The organism is Streptomyces sp. R44, assembly GCF_041053105.1.
Lineage (GTDB): Bacteria > Actinomycetota > Actinomycetes > Streptomycetales > Streptomycetaceae > Streptomyces.
The window spans coordinates 6,569,465-6,585,770 of the sequence record NZ_CP163444.1 but is presented as its reverse complement, the minus strand read 5'-3'; the positions used below and the strand labels follow the sequence as shown (position 1 = coordinate 6,585,770).

12 protein-coding genes are annotated in these 16,306 nt (G+C 70.9%); 5 read left to right on the top strand and 7 right to left on the bottom strand.

From position 1 onward, the window contains the following. Positions 1-77: 77 nt before the first annotated feature. From AB5J54_RS30750 to AB5J54_RS30740, 3 genes are all read left to right on the top strand, one after another. Complete coding sequence (locus AB5J54_RS30750; RefSeq protein ID WP_369147159.1) at positions 78-770, top strand: DUF3000 domain-containing protein; 693 nt, start codon at positions 78-80, stop codon at positions 768-770. A gap of 229 nt (positions 771-999) precedes the next feature. Further along, positions 1,000-1,665: a response regulator transcription factor gene (locus tag AB5J54_RS30745; RefSeq protein WP_015037008.1), complete on the top strand. Its 666-nt coding sequence runs from the start codon at positions 1,000-1,002 to the stop codon at positions 1,663-1,665. 80 nt (positions 1,666-1,745) lie between these two features. Further along, entirely contained in the window at positions 1,746-3,029 is a 1,284-nt protein-coding gene (locus AB5J54_RS30740) for a ribonuclease D (protein WP_369147158.1), read from the top strand. Positions 3,030-3,083: 54 nt separating this feature from the next. Here AB5J54_RS30740 and AB5J54_RS30735 read toward each other — a convergent pair whose 3' ends face one another. Beyond that, a complete protein-coding gene (locus AB5J54_RS30735; RefSeq protein ID WP_369147157.1) occupies positions 3,084-4,202 on the bottom strand; it encodes an alpha/beta fold hydrolase in 1,119 nt (372 codons plus the stop codon). Positions 4,203-4,487: 285 nt separating this feature from the next. On the opposite strand from AB5J54_RS30735, the gene AB5J54_RS30730 reads away from it, so the two are divergent. Continuing rightward, on the top strand, positions 4,488-5,702 hold the full coding sequence (locus tag AB5J54_RS30730) for an acetyl-CoA C-acyltransferase (RefSeq protein ID WP_369147155.1): 1,215 nt from the start codon (positions 4,488-4,490) through the stop codon (positions 5,700-5,702). After that, on the top strand, positions 5,699-7,837 hold the full coding sequence (locus tag AB5J54_RS30725; RefSeq protein ID WP_369147154.1) for a 3-hydroxyacyl-CoA dehydrogenase NAD-binding domain-containing protein: 2,139 nt from the start codon (positions 5,699-5,701) through the stop codon (positions 7,835-7,837). Before AB5J54_RS30730 ends, AB5J54_RS30725 begins: the two co-directional genes overlap by 4 nt. A gap of 76 nt (positions 7,838-7,913) precedes the next feature. Here AB5J54_RS30725 and AB5J54_RS30720 read toward each other — a convergent pair whose 3' ends face one another. From AB5J54_RS30720 to AB5J54_RS30695, 6 genes are all read right to left on the bottom strand, one after another. Continuing rightward, the gene (locus AB5J54_RS30720; protein WP_369147153.1) at positions 7,914-8,993 is read right to left on the bottom strand and encodes a hypothetical protein; all 1,080 of its coding nucleotides are present in this window, start codon (positions 8,991-8,993) and stop codon (positions 7,914-7,916) included. Positions 8,994-9,092: 99 nt separating this feature from the next. Continuing rightward, positions 9,093-10,607, bottom strand: a complete 1,515-nt coding sequence (locus AB5J54_RS30715) for an amino acid permease (protein WP_369147152.1) — start codon at positions 10,605-10,607, stop codon at positions 9,093-9,095. A gap of 120 nt (positions 10,608-10,727) precedes the next feature. Beyond that, entirely contained in the window at positions 10,728-12,647 is a 1,920-nt protein-coding gene (gene dxs / locus AB5J54_RS30710; protein WP_369147151.1) for a 1-deoxy-D-xylulose-5-phosphate synthase, read from the bottom strand. 209 nt (positions 12,648-12,856) lie between these two features. Then, a complete protein-coding gene (locus tag AB5J54_RS30705; RefSeq protein ID WP_369147150.1) occupies positions 12,857-14,149 on the bottom strand; it encodes a sugar ABC transporter permease in 1,293 nt (430 codons plus the stop codon). After that, complete coding sequence (locus AB5J54_RS30700) at positions 14,146-14,934, bottom strand: ATP-binding cassette domain-containing protein (protein WP_167352215.1); 789 nt, start codon at positions 14,932-14,934, stop codon at positions 14,146-14,148. Before AB5J54_RS30700 ends, AB5J54_RS30705 begins: the two co-directional genes overlap by 4 nt. Positions 14,935-15,216: 282 nt before the next feature. After that, positions 15,217-16,281: a sugar ABC transporter substrate-binding protein gene (locus AB5J54_RS30695; protein WP_369147149.1), complete on the bottom strand. Its 1,065-nt coding sequence runs from the start codon at positions 16,279-16,281 to the stop codon at positions 15,217-15,219. Positions 16,282-16,306: the final 25 nt, after the last annotated feature.

Here is a 16,306-nt window from a genome sequence, read left to right as displayed (position 1 = left end):
CATGTGGCGTGAAGCCGCTCGTCCGGGCCGGGTGTCCCTCCCTGCACGGAGGCCCCGTTCCGCCTACTCTTCCCCGCATGGCTGCGGCTCAGGGACATTTTTCCGATCATTCCGACGGCGATCGAGGGACGGACGAAACGGCGGAGAGCAAGGAGACGAACCCGGTTCCGCCCGCGTTCCGGCGGGCGGTGGAGGCCTTGCGGTCGGCGAGGCTGCGGCCCGAGATCGAAGTCGACCCGACCAGGCCGCCGCAGCGGCTCGCCCCGTACGCGTACGCGGTGGAGGCGGCCGTCGTGGAGGGCGAGGAGGACCTGGCGGACGGGCGGCTCGTCCTGCTGCACGATCCGGACGGGCACGAGGCCTGGAAGGGCACGTTCCGTCTGGTGACCCTGATCCGGGCGGAGCTGGAGCCGGAGATGGCGGCGGACCCGCTGCTGCCCGAGGTGTGCTGGTCCTGGCTGACCGGGGCCATGGAGGCGCGGGGGCTCGCGTACGGGGAGGCGAGCGGGACCGTCACGATGGCGGGCTCGCACTATTTCGGCGGGCTCGCGGACCGCAGGCCGGCGACCCAGATCGAGATCCGGGCGTCCTGGACCCCGCGCGAGGGCCGGGGCGGGGTGCCGGACACGGGGGCGCACCTGGCGGCCTGGTGCGATCTGCTCTGCCAGATCGCGGGACTGCCGCCCGCGGCGGCGGATCCGGGGGCGGGGACCGTGACGGGCGCGGGGGTCGTCTCGCTGCCCCAGCGACGGGGGCCGCAGGGGGCGTAGAACGCCTCCCCCGGGGGTCCCTCGTGGGGGTGACGGGGCGGGGCCCGCTCGTAGGATGATCGATCACGCGTCCGAATTGCCCTAATTGTTACTCACCAAATCGTGATCTTTCCCTAAAGGCGGGCGGCCCAGCTGCCGAAGGAGTCAGTGACCCCTTCACAGCATGGGTTCGCCCCCGGCTTCTTCCCCGAGCCGGCTCCGTCCCGCACCCTTCCCCCCAGGAGGCCTGGTGTCCGTTCTCCTCGAGCAGCCCGCAAGCCTGGTCGCCTACCGCCCGAACAAGCCGACGGCCATGGTCGTCGTGGCCGACCCACGCGTCCGCTCCACCGTCACCCGCCACCTGTGGGCCCTCGGAGTGCGCGACGTGATCGAGGCGTCGTCCATCGCGGAGGCCCGTCCCCGCGTCGGCAACCCGCGCGACATCTGCGTAGCCGACGTCCACCTGCCCGACGGCAGCGGCCTGACCCTGCTGTCCGAGACCCGCGCCGCGGGCTGGCCCAACGGCCTCGCCCTCTCGGCCGCCGATGACATCGGCGCCGTACGCAACGCCCTGGCGGGCGGCGTGAAGGGCTATGTCGTCACCGGAACCCGCACCAACATCGGCCACCCGACCCGCCCCGGCGCCGCCCCCATCGGCGCCGCGGCGGCCCGCCTCGGCCACCGCCGCCCCCCGGGTGCCCCGAGCCACCCGGGCGGCTACCGCGAGCTCTCCGGCCGTGAGGTCGAGGTGCTGCGGCTCGTCGCGGAGGGCCAGTCGAACAAGGCGATCGGCGTCTCCATGGGGCTCTCCGCCCTCACCGTCAAGAGCCACCTCGCCCGCATCGCCCGCAAGCTGGGCACCGGGGACCGCGCCGGCATGGTCGCGGTCGCCCTGCGGACGGGGATCATCCACTGACGGCCGGTGGACACGGGCCCGCGCCTGTCGACGGAACGTTCCGTCGACAGGCGCTTGCCGTTCACCGATACCCTTGACACGTGACCGACGCCCAAGAGACCGCAGCAGACACAGCACTGCGCACCACCGGGGGCGGCCCCCCGGACGACGATGTCCCTGCGAATGGGCTTCCGATCCCGTTGCTGGAGCCACGCGAGGGGATTCCTCCCGTCGTCGAGACCGAGGACGCCCTCGCCGAGGTGATCGCCGCGTTCGCCGCCGGAAGCGGTCCCGTGGCCGTGGACGCCGAGCGCGCCTCCGGCTACCGCTACGGCCAGCGCGCCTATCTCGTCCAGCTCCGCCGCGAGGGCGCGGGCACCGCGCTGATCGACCCCGTCGGCTGCCCCGACCTCTCGGGGCTCGGCGAGGCGCTCGCCGGGACCGAGTGGATCCTGCACGCCGCGACCCAGGACCTCCCCTGCCTGCGCGACATAGGCATGCTCCCCACCTCGCTCTTCGACACCGAGCTCGCCGGGCGCCTCGCGGGCTTCCCGCGGGTCGGCCTCGGCGCGATGGTCGAGTCCGTCCTCGGATACGCCCTGGAGAAGGGCCACTCCGCCGTCGACTGGTCCACCCGCCCGCTGCCCGAGCCGTGGCTGCGGTACGCGGCCCTGGACGTCGAGCTCCTCGTCGACCTGCGCGACGCGCTGGAGAAGGAGCTCGACCGGCAGGGGAAGCTGGAGTGGGCCCACCAGGAGTTCGACGCGATCGCCTCGGCCCCGCCCGCCCCGCCGCGCAAGGACCCGTGGCGCCGGACCTCCGGCATGCACAAGGTGCGCCGCCGGCGTCAGATGGCGGTCGTACGGGAGCTGTGGACGGCCCGTGACAAGGTCGCCCAGCGGCGCGACGTCTCCCCCGGCAAGGTGCTGAGCGACGCCGCGATCGTGGAGGCGGCGCTCGCGGTGCCGGTGAACGTGGGCGCGCTCCTGGCGCTGCCCGGTTTCGGCAACCGGATGAACCGCCGCCAGCTGGAGCAGTGGCAGGCCGCGGTGGACCGCGCCAGGGCCCTCCCGGAGAGCGAGCTGCCCCAGCCGGGTCAGCAGGTCGCGGGCCCGCCCCCGCCGCGCGCCTGGGCGGACAAGGACCCGGCCGCCGCGGCCCGCCTCGCGGCGGCGCGCACGGCGGTCTCGGCGCTCGCGGAGGAGCTGAACCTCCCGCAGGAGAACCTGATCACCCCGGACACCGTCCGCCGCGTCTGCTGGGAGCCGCCGGCCCCGGCGACCCCGGAGACGGTGTCGGCGGCCCTGTCCGGCTACGGCGCCCGTCCGTGGCAGGTGGAGCTGGTGACCCCGCTGCTCGTGAAGGCGCTGTCGGCGAGCGCGTGACCGGACGGGGAGGGCCCCCGGTGCCTGGAGAGGCGCCGGGGGCTCCTTCGTGCGCTACGCCGGGCTGAGGTTGCCGTCGGTGTCCATGTCGAAGACCCCGTTGCTCTTGCCGTCGACCTTGAGCAGCTTCAGCCAGTGCTTCGAGAGGTGATGCAGGTTCTTGTGCTGGTTCTCCCACACCACCGAGTGCCCCGCACAGGCCAGCTTGACCATGAGCTTGTGGGGGCCCTGGATGGCGTCGTAGAGCTCGGGGACCGAGAAGTTGAGTTCCGGGTCGGGGCCGGGCGGTGAGGTGTTCGCCTGGGTGTCGCTGTCCCCGTACACGATGAGCACCGGCACGCTTCCGCCGAGCACTCCGCCCTGACCCGCGGTGGTCTTGTTCCATCCCCACCGGACGAAGTTCCTGATCCTGTTGAACCCGGTGGGTGGCCCCCAGGCGCTGCCGATCGGGTCGCACTTCATGACCGCGTCCCAGGCCACGTCGGTGATGCCGGGTTCACGCTGGTCCACGCAGTGCGTCTCGTTGTCCAGGGCCTTGACGAACCCCGTCTTCCCCCCGATGAACATCGGGAAGCCCGGCTGGGGCAGCGGGGACGGCGGGGTGGAGGAGCCGTTGGCCGGGAAGACCGGGGCCAGCAGGAACAGGCTCTCGACCTTGTCGGGGTTGTTGATCGCGTACGGCCCCATGTGGAAGGCGGCGGCGGACCAGCCGATGAAGGCGAGCTTCGCCGTCCCGCACAGGTTCAGGACGAAGTTCACGACGGTGTTCAGCTCGTCCCGGTCGCTGTACGAGTTGGTCAGCTGGTACGGGTAGCTCGGCGGGCCCGGCACGAATCCCGGCGGCCTCGGGGTCAGCAGGTGCTGCTGGGCGGGGTTGACGTTGTGGGGGTCGTCCATCTTGGGGCGCGGTGAGAGTCCCGAGCCCTGGAGGTCCATCAGGAAGACGTCGTAGCCGGCCTTCGCCAGCTCCTCGGCCCAGCTGTACGACTTGTACTGGAGGTCGAAGCCCGCGAGCACCGGGACGCTCCGGCCGTGGAGCATCAGGACCGGCTTGCGCGGCTGTCCCGGGGGCGTGCCGTTGCGCTCCCGTACGAAGAGCTTGACGGTCTCGCCCTTGTTCGCCGGGACGGTGGATTTATGGGTGACCTCGTGGTCGGTGGTGACGATCGACATGGGGATCCCTTCTGCGGGCCGGGCCGGGGCCTCGTGCCCCAGCCCGGCCAGGCTCCGTCCGCCGGGAAGGGGTCGCCACGGCACAGCGGCCGTCCTGGGCCCATCGGGTTGCCGGACCGTCCCAACGGAGGGGCGCGCGGAGGGGGCGCGCGGATGTGACCTTCACCGCTTGGCCCTCAGGGACTGGGCAGCTTGGTTACCCACAAGTAGCATGGGGGGAGCAAGCGCACGCTTAGGCGTGGGCCGCAGCAGCAGTGCCATCCCGCACCCTGGAGGAGAGCCATCGTGCCTCGTACCGTCAGGGACGTCGTCTTCGTCGACGGCGTCCGCACCCCGTTCGGCAAGGCGGGCCCGAAGGGCATCTACCACGAGACCCGCGCCGACGACCTCGTCGTGAAGGCCATCCGGGAGCTGCTGCGCCGCAACCCGGCCCTCGACCCCGCGAAGATCGACGAGGTCGCCATCGCCGCGACCACGCAGATCGGTGACCAGGGCCTGACCCTCGGCCGTACGGCGGGCATCCTCGCCGGGCTGCCGCAGTCGGTGCCGGGCTACTCCATCGACCGCATGTGCGCCGGTGCGCTGACCGCCGTCACCTCCGTCGCCGGTTCGATCGCCTTCGGCGCGTACGACGCCGTCATCGCCGGTGGCGTGGAGCACATGGGCCGCCACCCCATGGGCGAGGGCGTCGACCCGAACCCGCGCTTCGTCAGCGAGAAGCTGGTCGACGAGTCCGCCCTGTTCATGGGCATGACCGCCGAGAACCTGCACGACCGCTACCCGAGCATCACCAAGCAGCGCGCCGACGAGTACGCCGTGCGCTCGCAGGAGAAGGCCGCCAAGGCGTACGCCGACGGCAAGATCCAGCAGGACCTGGTGCCGATCTCGGTGCGCCGCACCGACCCGGCGGGCGGCGAGACCGGCTGGGGCCTGGTCACCGCCGACGAGCCGATGCGCCCGGGCACCACCCTGGAGTCGCTGGCCAACCTGAAGACGCCGTTCCGCGTCCACGGCAACGTCACCGCGGGCAACGCGGCCGGCCTCAACGACGGCGCCACCGCCTCGATCATCGCCTCCGAGGACTTCGCCCGGGAGAACAACCTCCCCGTGAAGATGCGCCTCGTCTCGTACGCCTTCGCCGGCGTCGAGCCCGAGGTCATGGGCTACGGCCCGATCCCGGCGACCGAGAAGGCCCTGGCCAAGGCCGGCCTGACGATCGACGACATCCAGCTGTTCGAGATCAACGAGGCCTTCGCCGTGCAGGTCCTCGCGTTCCTGGAGCACTACGGCATCGCCGACGACGACGCCCGCGTGAACCAGTACGGCGGCGCGATCGCCTACGGTCACCCGCTCGCCTCCTCCGGCGTCCGCCTCATGACGCAGCTGGCCCGCCAGTTCGAGGAGAACCCGCAGGTCCGTTACGGCCTCAACACCATGTGCGTCGGCTTCGGCATGGGCGCGACGGTCATCTGGGAGAACCCCCACTGGGAGGGCAAGTGAGCACCACCGCCGAGCTTCTGAAGGGCGCCGCCGAGCTCTTCCCGGACGAGGTCGTCACCAGCGCCCACGTACGGCACTTCGAACTCCCGGCGAACGCCGGCAAGTTCGCGCTGATCACGCTGGACAACGGCTTCGACCACACCAAGCCGACCACCTTCGGCCCGCAGTCCCTCGCCAACCTGAACGCGGCGATCGACCAGGTCGAGGCCGAGGCCGCGAACGGTGACATCGTCGGCGTCGGCATCACCGGCAAGCCGTTCATCTTCGCCGTCGGCGCCGACCTCAAGGGCGTCGAGCTGCTCAAGAAGCACGACGAGGCGCTCGCCATCGGCAAGGGCGGCCACGACGTCTTCAAGCGCCTCTCCGCGCTCGCCGTCCCGACCTTCGCGTACTACAACGGCGCGGCCATGGGCGGCGGCGTCGAGGTCGGCCTGCACTGCTCCTACCGCACCGTGTCGAAGGCCCTCCCGGCCTTCTCGCTGCCCGAGGTCTTCCTCGGCCTGGTGCCCGGCTGGGGCGGCTGCGCCATCCTGCCGAACCTGATCGGCGCCGAGAAGGCCGTCACGGTCATCATCGAGAACTCGCTGAACCAGAACCGTCAGCTCAAGGGCAAGCAGGTCTTCGAGCTCGGCATCGCCGACGCGATCTTCGAGGGCGCCGACTTCCTGGAGCAGTCGCTCATCTGGACGGCCGGTGTCCTCAACGGCTCCGTCACCGTCGAGCGCCCCGAGGTCGACCGCGGCGAGGCCTGGGACCAGGCCGTCGCCAAGGGCCGCGCCATCGCCGACTCCAAGGTGCACGGCGCCGCCCCGGCCGCCTACCGCGCCCTCGACATCATCGAGGCCGCCAAGGACGGCGACCTGCAGAAGGGCTTCGACGCCGAGGACCAGGCCCTCGCGGACCTGATCATGGGCGGCGAGCTGCGCTCCGGCATCTACGCCTTCAACCTGGTGCAGAAGCGCGGCAAGCGCCCCGCCGGTGCCCCGGACAAGTCGCTGGCCCGCCCGGTCACCAAGGTCGGTGTCGTCGGCGCCGGTCTGATGGCCTCCCAGCTGGCCCTGCTCTTCCTGCGCCGCCTGGAGGTGCCGGTCGTCCTGACCGACATCGACCAGGAGCGCGTCGACAAGGGTGTGGGCTACGTCCACGCCGAGATCGAGAAGCTGCTCGGCAAGAGCCGGATCAACCAGGACAAGGCCAACCGTCTCAAGGGCCTCGTCTCCGGTGTCCTGGACAAGGCCGAGGGCTTCGCGGACGCGGACTTCATCATCGAGGCCGTGTTCGAGGAGATGTCCGTCAAGCAGAAGGTGTTCGCGGAGGTGGAGGCGGTCGCCCCGGCGCACGCGATCCTCGCCACCAACACCTCCTCGCTGTCCGTCTCGGAGATGGCCTCCAAGCTCCAGCACCCGGAGCGCGTGGTCGGCTTCCACTTCTTCAACCCGGTCGCGATCCTCCCGCTCCTGGAGATCGTCCGCGGCGAGAAGACCGACGACGCCTCCCTGGCCACCGCCTTCGGCGTCGCCAAGAAGCTGAAGAAGACCGCGGTCCTCACCAAGGACGCCCCGGCGTTCGTCGTGAACCGCATCCTGACCCGCTTCATGGGCGAGATCCAGAACGTCATCGACGAGGGCACCCCGGTCGCCGTCGCCGAGAAGGGCGTCGAGCCGCTCGGCCTGCCGATGTCCCCGCTGGTGCTCCTGGAGCTCGTCGGCCCGGCGATCGGCCTGCACGTCTCCGAGACCCTGAACCGCTCCTTCCCCGAGCGCTTCAAGGTCTCCCCCAACCTGAAGGCGGTCGTCGAGGCCGGCAAGCGCGGCTTCTACGTCTACAACGCCGAGAACGGCTTCAAGCCGGAACTCGACCCGGAGGTCGCCGCCCTCCTCAAGCAGGGCGACGTCGTCCTGACCGAGGAGCAGGTCCGCGACCGCGTCCTGGACGCGGTGGCGCAGGAGATCGGCCTGATGCTGGAGGAGGGTGTCGTCGCCGAGGCGCAGGACATCGACCTCTGCCTGATCACGGGCGCGGGCTGGCCCTTCCACCTGGGCGGCATCACGCCGTACCTGGACCGTGAGGGCGTCTCCGAGCGCGTCAACGGCAAGCGTTTCCTGGCCCAGGGCGTGGCGAGCGTCCCGGCCTAGCACCAGGACGCGTCAAGACGACGGCCCCGGCACCTCGCACAGGTGCCGGGGCCGTTTCCCGTTCGCGCGGGCGGCGTCACCCTATGGAGCGCCAGCCTTCGAGCAGCAGGCCCTCGGCCCCCGCCTTCTGACGGGCGGTGAGCGGTGTGCGGCCGTCGGCCACCGTCATCGCGACCAGGCCGCCGTCGACGCCCTGGGCGAGGACCGCTGCCAGGCTCCCCTGCCGCTCCCCGGTCTCGGACCAGCTCAGGCTCTCCGCCTCCTGCTCGCTGGGGTAGCCGGCGAGGGCGAGCCGGCCGTCCTCGGACCGCTGGGCGAGGACCGTGTGGTCGACGCCGCCGACGAGACAGCGGGTGACGGAGAGGCGTCCGGTGCCGACCGCCTTGCCCAGCGGCGTCGGCGCGAGCTCGCGCTCCGGCGACCAGGCCATGACCTGGCCCTCCTGGTCGAGGTAGAAGAGCGTGACGTGCCCGGAGGGGCCGGTGACGGCCGCGAGGGTGCCCATGGCCACCGAGGCGGGCAGCAGCTCCTCGCGGATCGGCTTGGCCCCGGACTCGCGCTGGACGTAGCGGACCAGGCCCTTGGCGTGCGAGCTGTACAGCTCGACGAATCCCGAGCCGTTGGTGACGGCGACCGGCGAGGGGTCGGTCTTGGAGCCGAGCAGGTCCCACCAGGGGTGCCAGCCGCCCGCGTCCTTCTGCGCCCGCACGCTGAGGCCGCCGCCCCCGTTCCTTACGAAGACGTAGACGCGGCCCAGGGCGTCCACGGCGACCGCCGGGTGGCCCGTCCAGGGGGACTTGCCGTTCGAGTGCCCGAGGGGCCGCCAGGCGGCCGCCGGACGGCCCGTCTGGAACTGGACGGCGTGCACCAGCTCGACGTGTCCCTCGTCCCCGCCCGTCGGCCGCACGCCGACCAGGTGGACGTACCGGTCGGCGCCCTGGCCGACGGCGAGGAACTGCGTCAGGCCGTCGCCGCCGAGGGACACCGGGCCGCTCCAGCCGCCTCCGGGCTCCTCGGTCCAGCGCACCACCTCGCCGTCCCGGGGCAGGTAGGCGCTGAACCGGCCCTCCTCCCCTCTGGTCAGCCAGCCGCCCTGGAGCACGGGGGCGGCGGGGCCGTGGGAGCGGTCGTCGGTGGCCTGGGATCGATTCGCCATGGGGGGATCCAGCACTCCGGTCGTCGGGAGCAGTTCGGGTACGAGCCGACTGTAGTCGCCCTCCCGGACGGCCTCCCCCGCGCCTACGGCCTCAGCCGCTCAGTACATGGCGTCCCGGCCCTCCCGCCCGAGCCGGCTGTGACCGCGCCCGTACAGGAAGTACACGAAGAAGCCGATCACCATCCAGACGGCGAAGCGGAACCAGGTCTCGCCGGGCAGGTTGAGCATCAGCCAGACCGAGGCCGCGACGGAGAGGATCGGGAGGACCGGCACCCAGGGGGTGCGGAAGGCCCGGTGCAGGTCGGGGCGTGTGCGGCGGAGGATGATGACGCCGATGGCGACCATGACGAAGGCGAAGAGCGTGCCGATGTTCACCAGGGTCGCCAGCTCGTTGATGCTGGTGAAGCCGGCGACGATGGCGATGATCACACCGAGCAGGATGGTCGGCCGGTACGGCGTCCTGAACCGGGGGTGCGTGACCGAGAAGAAGCGCGGCAGCAGGCCGTCGCGGCTCATCGCGAAGAAGACACGGGTCTGGCCGAGCAGCAGGATCAGACAGACCGTGGTGAGGCCGACGGCGGCGCCGAAGCTGATCACGCCCGCGTACCAGGGGTGTCCCGCCGCCTTGAAGGCGTCGGCGAGCGGGGCGCTGGTGGACAGCTCGGTGTACTTCTCCATGCCGGTGACGACGAGGGCCACCGCCACGTACAGCACGGTGCAGATGAGCAGCGAGCCGAGGATGCCCCGGGGCATGTCCCGCTGCGGCAGCTTGGTCTCCTCGGCCGCCGTGGCGACCACGTCGAAGCCGATGAAGGCGAAGAACACGACCGAGGCGGCGGTGAAGATGCCCATGACGCCGAAGTTCGTCGGCTCGTAGCCGAAGATCAGCTGGACCATCGGCGAGTTCCAGCCGGAGGTACCGCCCGGCGGGCTGACGGCCGGCGGGATGAACGGCTTGTAGTTGTCGCCGACGATGAAGAACAGGCCCGCGACGATCACGATCATCACGACGGTCACCTTGATCGCGACGACGACCGCGGTGATCCGGGCGGAGAGCTTCATGCCGAGGACGAGGACCACGGTCAGCACGAGGACGAGCAGGAAGGCCAGGATGTCGAAGGTGCCGCCCGCGACGTCCGGGCCTTCGAGCGAGGCCGGCAGGTGCCAGCCGATGTTGTCCATCAGGGATCTGACGTATCCGGACCAGCCGACGGCCACCACCGCCGTGCCCAGGGCGAACTCCAGGACCAGGTCCCAGCCGATGATCCACGCGGGCAGCTCGCCGATCGAGGCGTACGCGAAGGTGTACGCCGATCCCGCCACCGGCACCGTCGAGGCGAACTCGGCGTAGCACAGGGCGGCCAGGGCGCAGACGATGCCCGCGGCGACGAAGGCGAGGGCGGTGGCCGGCCCGGCGTTCTCCTTGGCCACCTTGCCGGTGAGGACGAAGATGCCGGTGCCGATGATGACACCGACGCCGAACACCGTCAGATCCCAGGCCGACAGGGATTTCCGGAGCGCATGCTCCGGCTCCTCCGTGTCGCGGATCGACTGTTCGACCGACTTCGTCCGGAACAATCCGGTATTGGCGCGTGGCTGCTGATCCGTACTCACGTCGCACCTCCCTGCCATGGGGCTGCCCGCCCTCAGGTCAGAATGCACGCGAAAGGGCCGGTCGGCACTCCGAAGAGTGAGCCGACCGGCCCAAAGGTGACGCCGGGTGACGGAGGCCCGTCAGTCGCGGGCGGGCTCCACGGCCTGGCTGCTGCTCTCGAACCGCCCGTCGAGCCGCGACACGAGGCCGGTGACCTGGCGGGCGATGTCCGGGGCGGTCAGACCGATCTCGGCCAGCACCTCGCCGCGGGAGGCGTGGTCGAGGAAGCGCGGCGGGATGCCGAAGTCACGCAGCGGGACGTCGACGCCGGCGTCGCGCAGCGCCTGGGCGACGGCGGAGCCGACGCCGCCGACGCGGCTGTTGTCCTCGACGGTGACGACGACCCGGTGGCGCTCGGCCAGCGGGGCGAGGGCCTCGTCGACGGGCTTGACCCAGCGGGGGTCGACGACGGTGGTGGAGATGCCCTGCTTGTCGAGCAGGTCGGCGATCTCCAGGCACATCGGCGCGAGGGCGCCCACGGAGACCAGGAGGACGTCCGGCCGCTCGCTGTCGGCCTCGCGGAGCACGTCCATGCCGCCGACGCGGCGCAGGGCCGGGACGGCCGGGCCGACCGCGCCCTTGGAGAAGCGGACCACGGTGGGGGCGTCGGTGACCTCGACGGCCTCGCGGAGCTGGGCGCGGACCTGGTCGGCATCGCGCGGGGCGGCGAGCCGCAGGCCGGGCACGACCTGGAGGATCGACATGTCCCACATGCCGTTGTGCGAGGCGCCGTCGGTGCCGGTGACACCGGCCCGGTCCAGGACGAAGGTGACGCCGCACTTGTGCAGGGCCACGTCCATCAGGACCTGGTCGAAGGCCCGGTTGAGGAAGGTCGCGTAGACCGCGAAGACCGGGTGCAGACCGCCGGTGGCCAGGCCCGCGGCCGAGACCGCGGCGTGCTGCTCGGCGATGCCGACGTCGAAGACCCGCTCGGGGAAGGCCTTCGCGAACTTGTCGAGGCCGACGGGCTGGAGCATGGCCGCCGTGATGGCGACGATGTCCGCGCGCTCCTTGCCGAGGGCGACCATCTCCTCGGCGAAGACGCCGGTCCAGTCGGCGCCGGAGGAGGCGATGGGGAGGCCGGTGTCGGGGTGGATCTTGCCGACGGCGTGGAAGCGGTCGGCCTCGTCCTGGAGGGCGGGCTGGTAGCCACGGCCCTTCTCGGTGAGGCAGTGGACGATCACGGGGCCGCCGAAGCGCTTGGCGCGCGTCAGGGCGGACTCCAGGGCCTCGATGTCGTGGCCGTCGATCGGGCCGACGTACTTGAGGCCGAGGTCCTCGAACATGCCCTGCGGGGCGATGAAGTCCTTGAGGCCCTTCTTGGCGCCGTGCAGCGTCTCGTAGAGCGGCTTCCCGACGACCGGGGTGCGCTCCAGGATGTCCTTGCCGCGGGCGAGGAAGCGCTCGTAGCCGTCGGTGGTGCGCAGGGTGGCCAGGTGGTTGGCGAGGCCGCCGATGGTGGGCGCGTAGGAGCGCTCGTTGTCGTTGACGACGATGACGAGCGGGCGGTCCTTGGCGGCGGCGATGTTGTTCAGCGCCTCCCAGGCCATGCCGCCGGTGAGCGCGCCGTCGCCGATGACGGCGACGACGTGGTCGTCCTTCTTCAGGACCTCGTTCGCCTTGGCCAGGCCGTCGGCCCAGCCGAGGACGGTGGAGGCGTGCGAGTTCTCGATGACGTCGTGCTCGGACTCGGCCTGCGAGGGGTAGCCGGAGAGGCCGCCCTTCATCTTGAGCTTCGAGAAGTCCTGGCGTCCGGTGAGGAGCTTGTGGACGTAGCTCTGGTGGCCGGTGTCCCAGAGGACCTTGTCCTTCGGGGAGTCGAACACCCGGTGCAGGGCGATGGTCAGCTCGACCACACCGAGGTTGGGGCCGAGGTGCCCGCCGGTCTTGGAGACGGCGTCCACGAGGAACGTCCTGATCTCGTCGGCCAGCTGGTCCAGCTGTTCCGGGGAGAGCCGGTCCAGATCTCGCGGTCCCCTGATACGGGTCAGCAGAGCCACCCGTTCCTCCTTGCTTTGAGCTGGTCGAGCTTGCCGATTTGTCGAGTCTAATGTTCCGTCTTGGATCGTGGGCATCGGGCCGGGGGGTGAGGCGTCACCCGCACGGCCGACAAGCCGCTGATCTGTACGGCTCTGTACGCGCGCGTGCACTGCTCCGGACGCAGCAGTGCCCGGCACCGGTTTCCGGTGCCGGGCTGCTGTGACGGGTGTTACGCGCGACCCGCCGTCTTCTGCGTGCGGCGGGAGACCGAGTCGATGATCACGGCGATGAGCAGGACCGCTCCGGTGATCATGTACTGGATCGCGTTCGAGGACAGGTTCATCTGGTTGAGGCCCTGGACGATCGACTGGATGACCAGGATGCCGAGGAGCGCCGACCAGACCTTGCCGCGTCCGCCGAACAGGGACGTTCCGCCGATGACCGCGGCGGCGATGCACATCATCAGCTGGTTGCCGCCGCCGAGGGAGCGGTCGGCGCCGCCCGTCGCGGAGGCGAGGAAGAGACCGCCGACGGCGCCCAGCGTGCCGGAGATCATGAAGACCGAGATCCGGATCCAGTCCACGCTGATGCCGGCGCGGCGGGCGGCCTCGATGCCGCCGCCGACCGCGAAGACCTGACGGCCGTAGGTGGTGCGGCGCAGGACGAAGTCGGTGGCGAGCAGGATCACCAGGAAGATGACCAGGGAGAGCGGCAGGCCCTTCTCCTGGTTGAAGCCGTACGCGGCGACGAGGACCAGGACCGCGAGGACGGCGGTGCGCAGGATGATCTCGCTCTGCGGGCGGTGCGGCAGCTCGGCGGCCTTGCGGCGGCGGGAGTCGCGCAGCTGGGCGAGGTAGAAGCCGGCGATGACGGCCACGGCGAGACCGTACGCGGCGGCGACGTCGGAGAAGTAGTACTTGGTGAGGTCCTCGACGAAGCTGCCGATCGGGGTGGGGATGGTCGACCGGTCGCCCATCACCCAGGTCTGCAGACCGGCCCAGCCGAGGAAGCCGGCGAGGGTGACGACGAAGGCGGGCACGCCGATCTTGGCGAAGACCATGCCGTGGAAGGCGCCGATCAGGGTGCCGGACAGGATGCCGAGGAGGATGGCGAGCCCGTCGGGCATGTCGGTGCCGAGGACGCCCCAGACCGATCCGGCGAGGCCCGCCACGGAGCCGACGGCGAGGTCGATCTCGCCGAGCAGCAGGACGAAGACGATGCCGACGGCCATGATGCCGGGGCCGACCGCGTACAGCGTGATCTGGTCGAGGTTGTACGAGGTGATGAAGTTGCCGGTGAGGGCCTGGAAGACGATGCCGATGACGATCAGGCCGACCACGACGGGCAGCGAGCCGATCTCGCCCGAGCGGATCTTGCGCTTGAACTCGTCGACGTACCCCTTGAAGCCCTGCTCGCGGACGAGGAGGCGGGGGTCGACGGCGGGTACGGCGGCGGCGGCCGGCTCCTCGCCGGTGCGGGGCTCGGGCACGGTGTCCTCGGAGGTGCTGGGGGTGGTGCTCACTTGGCTACCTCCGCGTTGCGGGCCTGGCGGCGGGTCACGGCGTTGTCCGTGGCACCGGTGATCGCGGCGATGATCTCTTCGTGCGTGGTGGTGGCCACCGGGAAGGTGCCGTTGTTGCGGCCCAGGCGGAGCACGGCCACGGTGTCGGCGACGGCCTTCACATCGGCCATGTTGTGGCTGATGAGGATGACGCCGAGGCCCTGCTCGCGCAGCCGCTCGACCAGGTCGAGGACCTGGGCGGTCTGCTCGACGCCGAGCGCGGCGGTGGGCTCGTCCAGGATCACGATCTTGGGGTTGCCGACCAGGGCGCGGGCGATGGCCACGACCTGCCGCTGGCCGCCGGAGAGGGCGGCGACGGGGATGCGGACGCTGGGGATGCGGATGGAGAGCGTGGAGAGCAGGTCCTTGGCCCGCTTCTCCATGGCGACCTCGTCGAGGACGCCGCCCTTCTTGATCTCGCGGCCGAGGAACAGGTTGGCGACGACGTCGAGGTTGTCGCAGAGCGCGAGGTCCTGGTAGACGGTCGCGACACCGAGGTTCTGGGAGTCGTGCGGCCGCTGGATCTCGACGCGCTCGCCCTCCCACTCGATGACGCCCTCGTCGATGGGGTGCACGCCGGCGATCGTCTTGACCAGCGTGGACTTTCCCGCTCCGTTGTCGCCGACGAGCGCGACGACCTCTCCTGCGTGGACTTCGAGATCGACACCGGAGAGGACCTGAACCGCTCCGAACCGCTTGAAGATCCCGCGCAACGCCAGCACGGGCGTCTGGGACACGTGAACCATCTCCTTCGCCGCCCGAGGGGGGCGACGGCATGTCGCGCCGTCGTGCGGCGCCGAAGTTTTCGAGGGGGGCTGGGCTCGTCCGGCCCCCGGACCGACAGCGGGGTCTGGGTCGGCCGGGGGCCGGACGGGCTGGGGGACGGATCCGTTCGTCGTACAGCGGCCTTGTTACCGAGGGTCTTCACCCTCTGTACGCGGGGCGGTGCGGCGCTCTCCCGGAGGGGCGGCGGACGTGCGGGATCCGTGGCGCCGGACCCTTCGGGGCCCGGCGGGGTGGAGCCGGGGTTACTTGATGCCCAGCTCGGTGCACTTGGCGGCGAGGTCCGCGGTGCAGAGGTCGGCGGCCTTGTAGATGCCGTCCTTGACGACCGTGGACTGGATGTTGGTCTTGTCGACCACGACCGGGGCGAAGAGCGTGGAGGGCACGCCGTCGGTCGCGCCCTGGGCGCCGAGGTCCTTGCCCTTGAGCAGGTTCACCGCGAACTTGGCGGCCTCGGGGGCCAGCTGGAGCGGCGACTTGTAGATGGTGAAGGTCTGGGTGCCGGCGATGATGCGCTGGATGCCCGCGACCTCGGCGTCCTGGCCACCCACCGGGATGCCCTTGACGCCGGCGTTCTCGAGGGAGGTGACGATGCCGCCGGCCATGCCGTCGTTCGCGGAGTAGACGGCGCCGATCTTGTCCTTGCCGACCGAGGAGATCGCGGCGGACATCTTCTCGCCCGCGACCTTCGGGTCCCACTCGCCGGAGGCCTCGTAGGCGATCTTGCCGACCTTGCCGTCGAGGGCGGTGTGGGCGCCCTTCTTGAACAGCGCGGCGTTCGGGTCCTTCTCGTCGCCGTTGATCATCACGACGTTGGCGGTGGCGGCCTTCGCGCCGAGCGCGGTCAGCAGGGCCTGGCCCTGGAGCTCGCCGACCTTGTTGTTGTCGTGGCTGACGTAGGCGTCGGCACCGGGGACGGCACGGTCGTACGCGACGACCTTCACGCCCTTCGCCTTCGCGTCCTTGACCCAACCCTCGGCCTTGGCGGCGTCGACCGGGTCGAGCGCGATGACCTTGACGCCGTCGGCGATCAGCTGGTCGAACTGCTGCTTCTGCTTCACGACGTCGGAGACCGCGTTGTTGTACACGATCTCGCAGTCGGAACAGGCGGCCTTGACGGCCTTCTCGAACTGGGGCTTGTCCAGGGCCTCGTAGCGCGAGGTCTTGTTCTCCGGCAGGAGCAGACCGATCTTGGTCGAGCTGCCCTTGTCACCGCTGTCGTCGCCGCCGGCCTTGCCGCAGGCGGCGAGCGAGAGGGCCATCGAGACCGCGGCCGTGGCTATGACGGCGCGACGCGTCACTGCGTTCATGTGGGGTTTGCCTCCCTGACGAGGC

Excerpts from the sequence above, each read along its gene's own strand:
- AB5J54_RS30750 (WP_369147159.1), top strand. The coding sequence starts at position 78 with ATGGCTGCGGCTCAGGGACATTTTTCCGATCATTCCGACGGCGATCGA.
- AB5J54_RS30735 (WP_369147157.1), bottom strand. The coding sequence starts at position 4,202 with ATGTCGATCGTCACCACCGACCACGAGGTCACCCATAAATCCACCGTC.
- AB5J54_RS30720 (WP_369147153.1), bottom strand. The coding sequence starts at position 8,993 with ATGGCGAATCGATCCCAGGCCACCGACGACCGCTCCCACGGCCCCGCC.
- AB5J54_RS30700 (WP_167352215.1), bottom strand. The coding sequence starts at position 14,934 with ATGGTTCACGTGTCCCAGACGCCCGTGCTGGCGTTGCGCGGGATCTTC.
- AB5J54_RS30695 (WP_369147149.1), bottom strand. The coding sequence starts at position 16,281 with ATGAACGCAGTGACGCGTCGCGCCGTCATAGCCACGGCCGCGGTCTCG.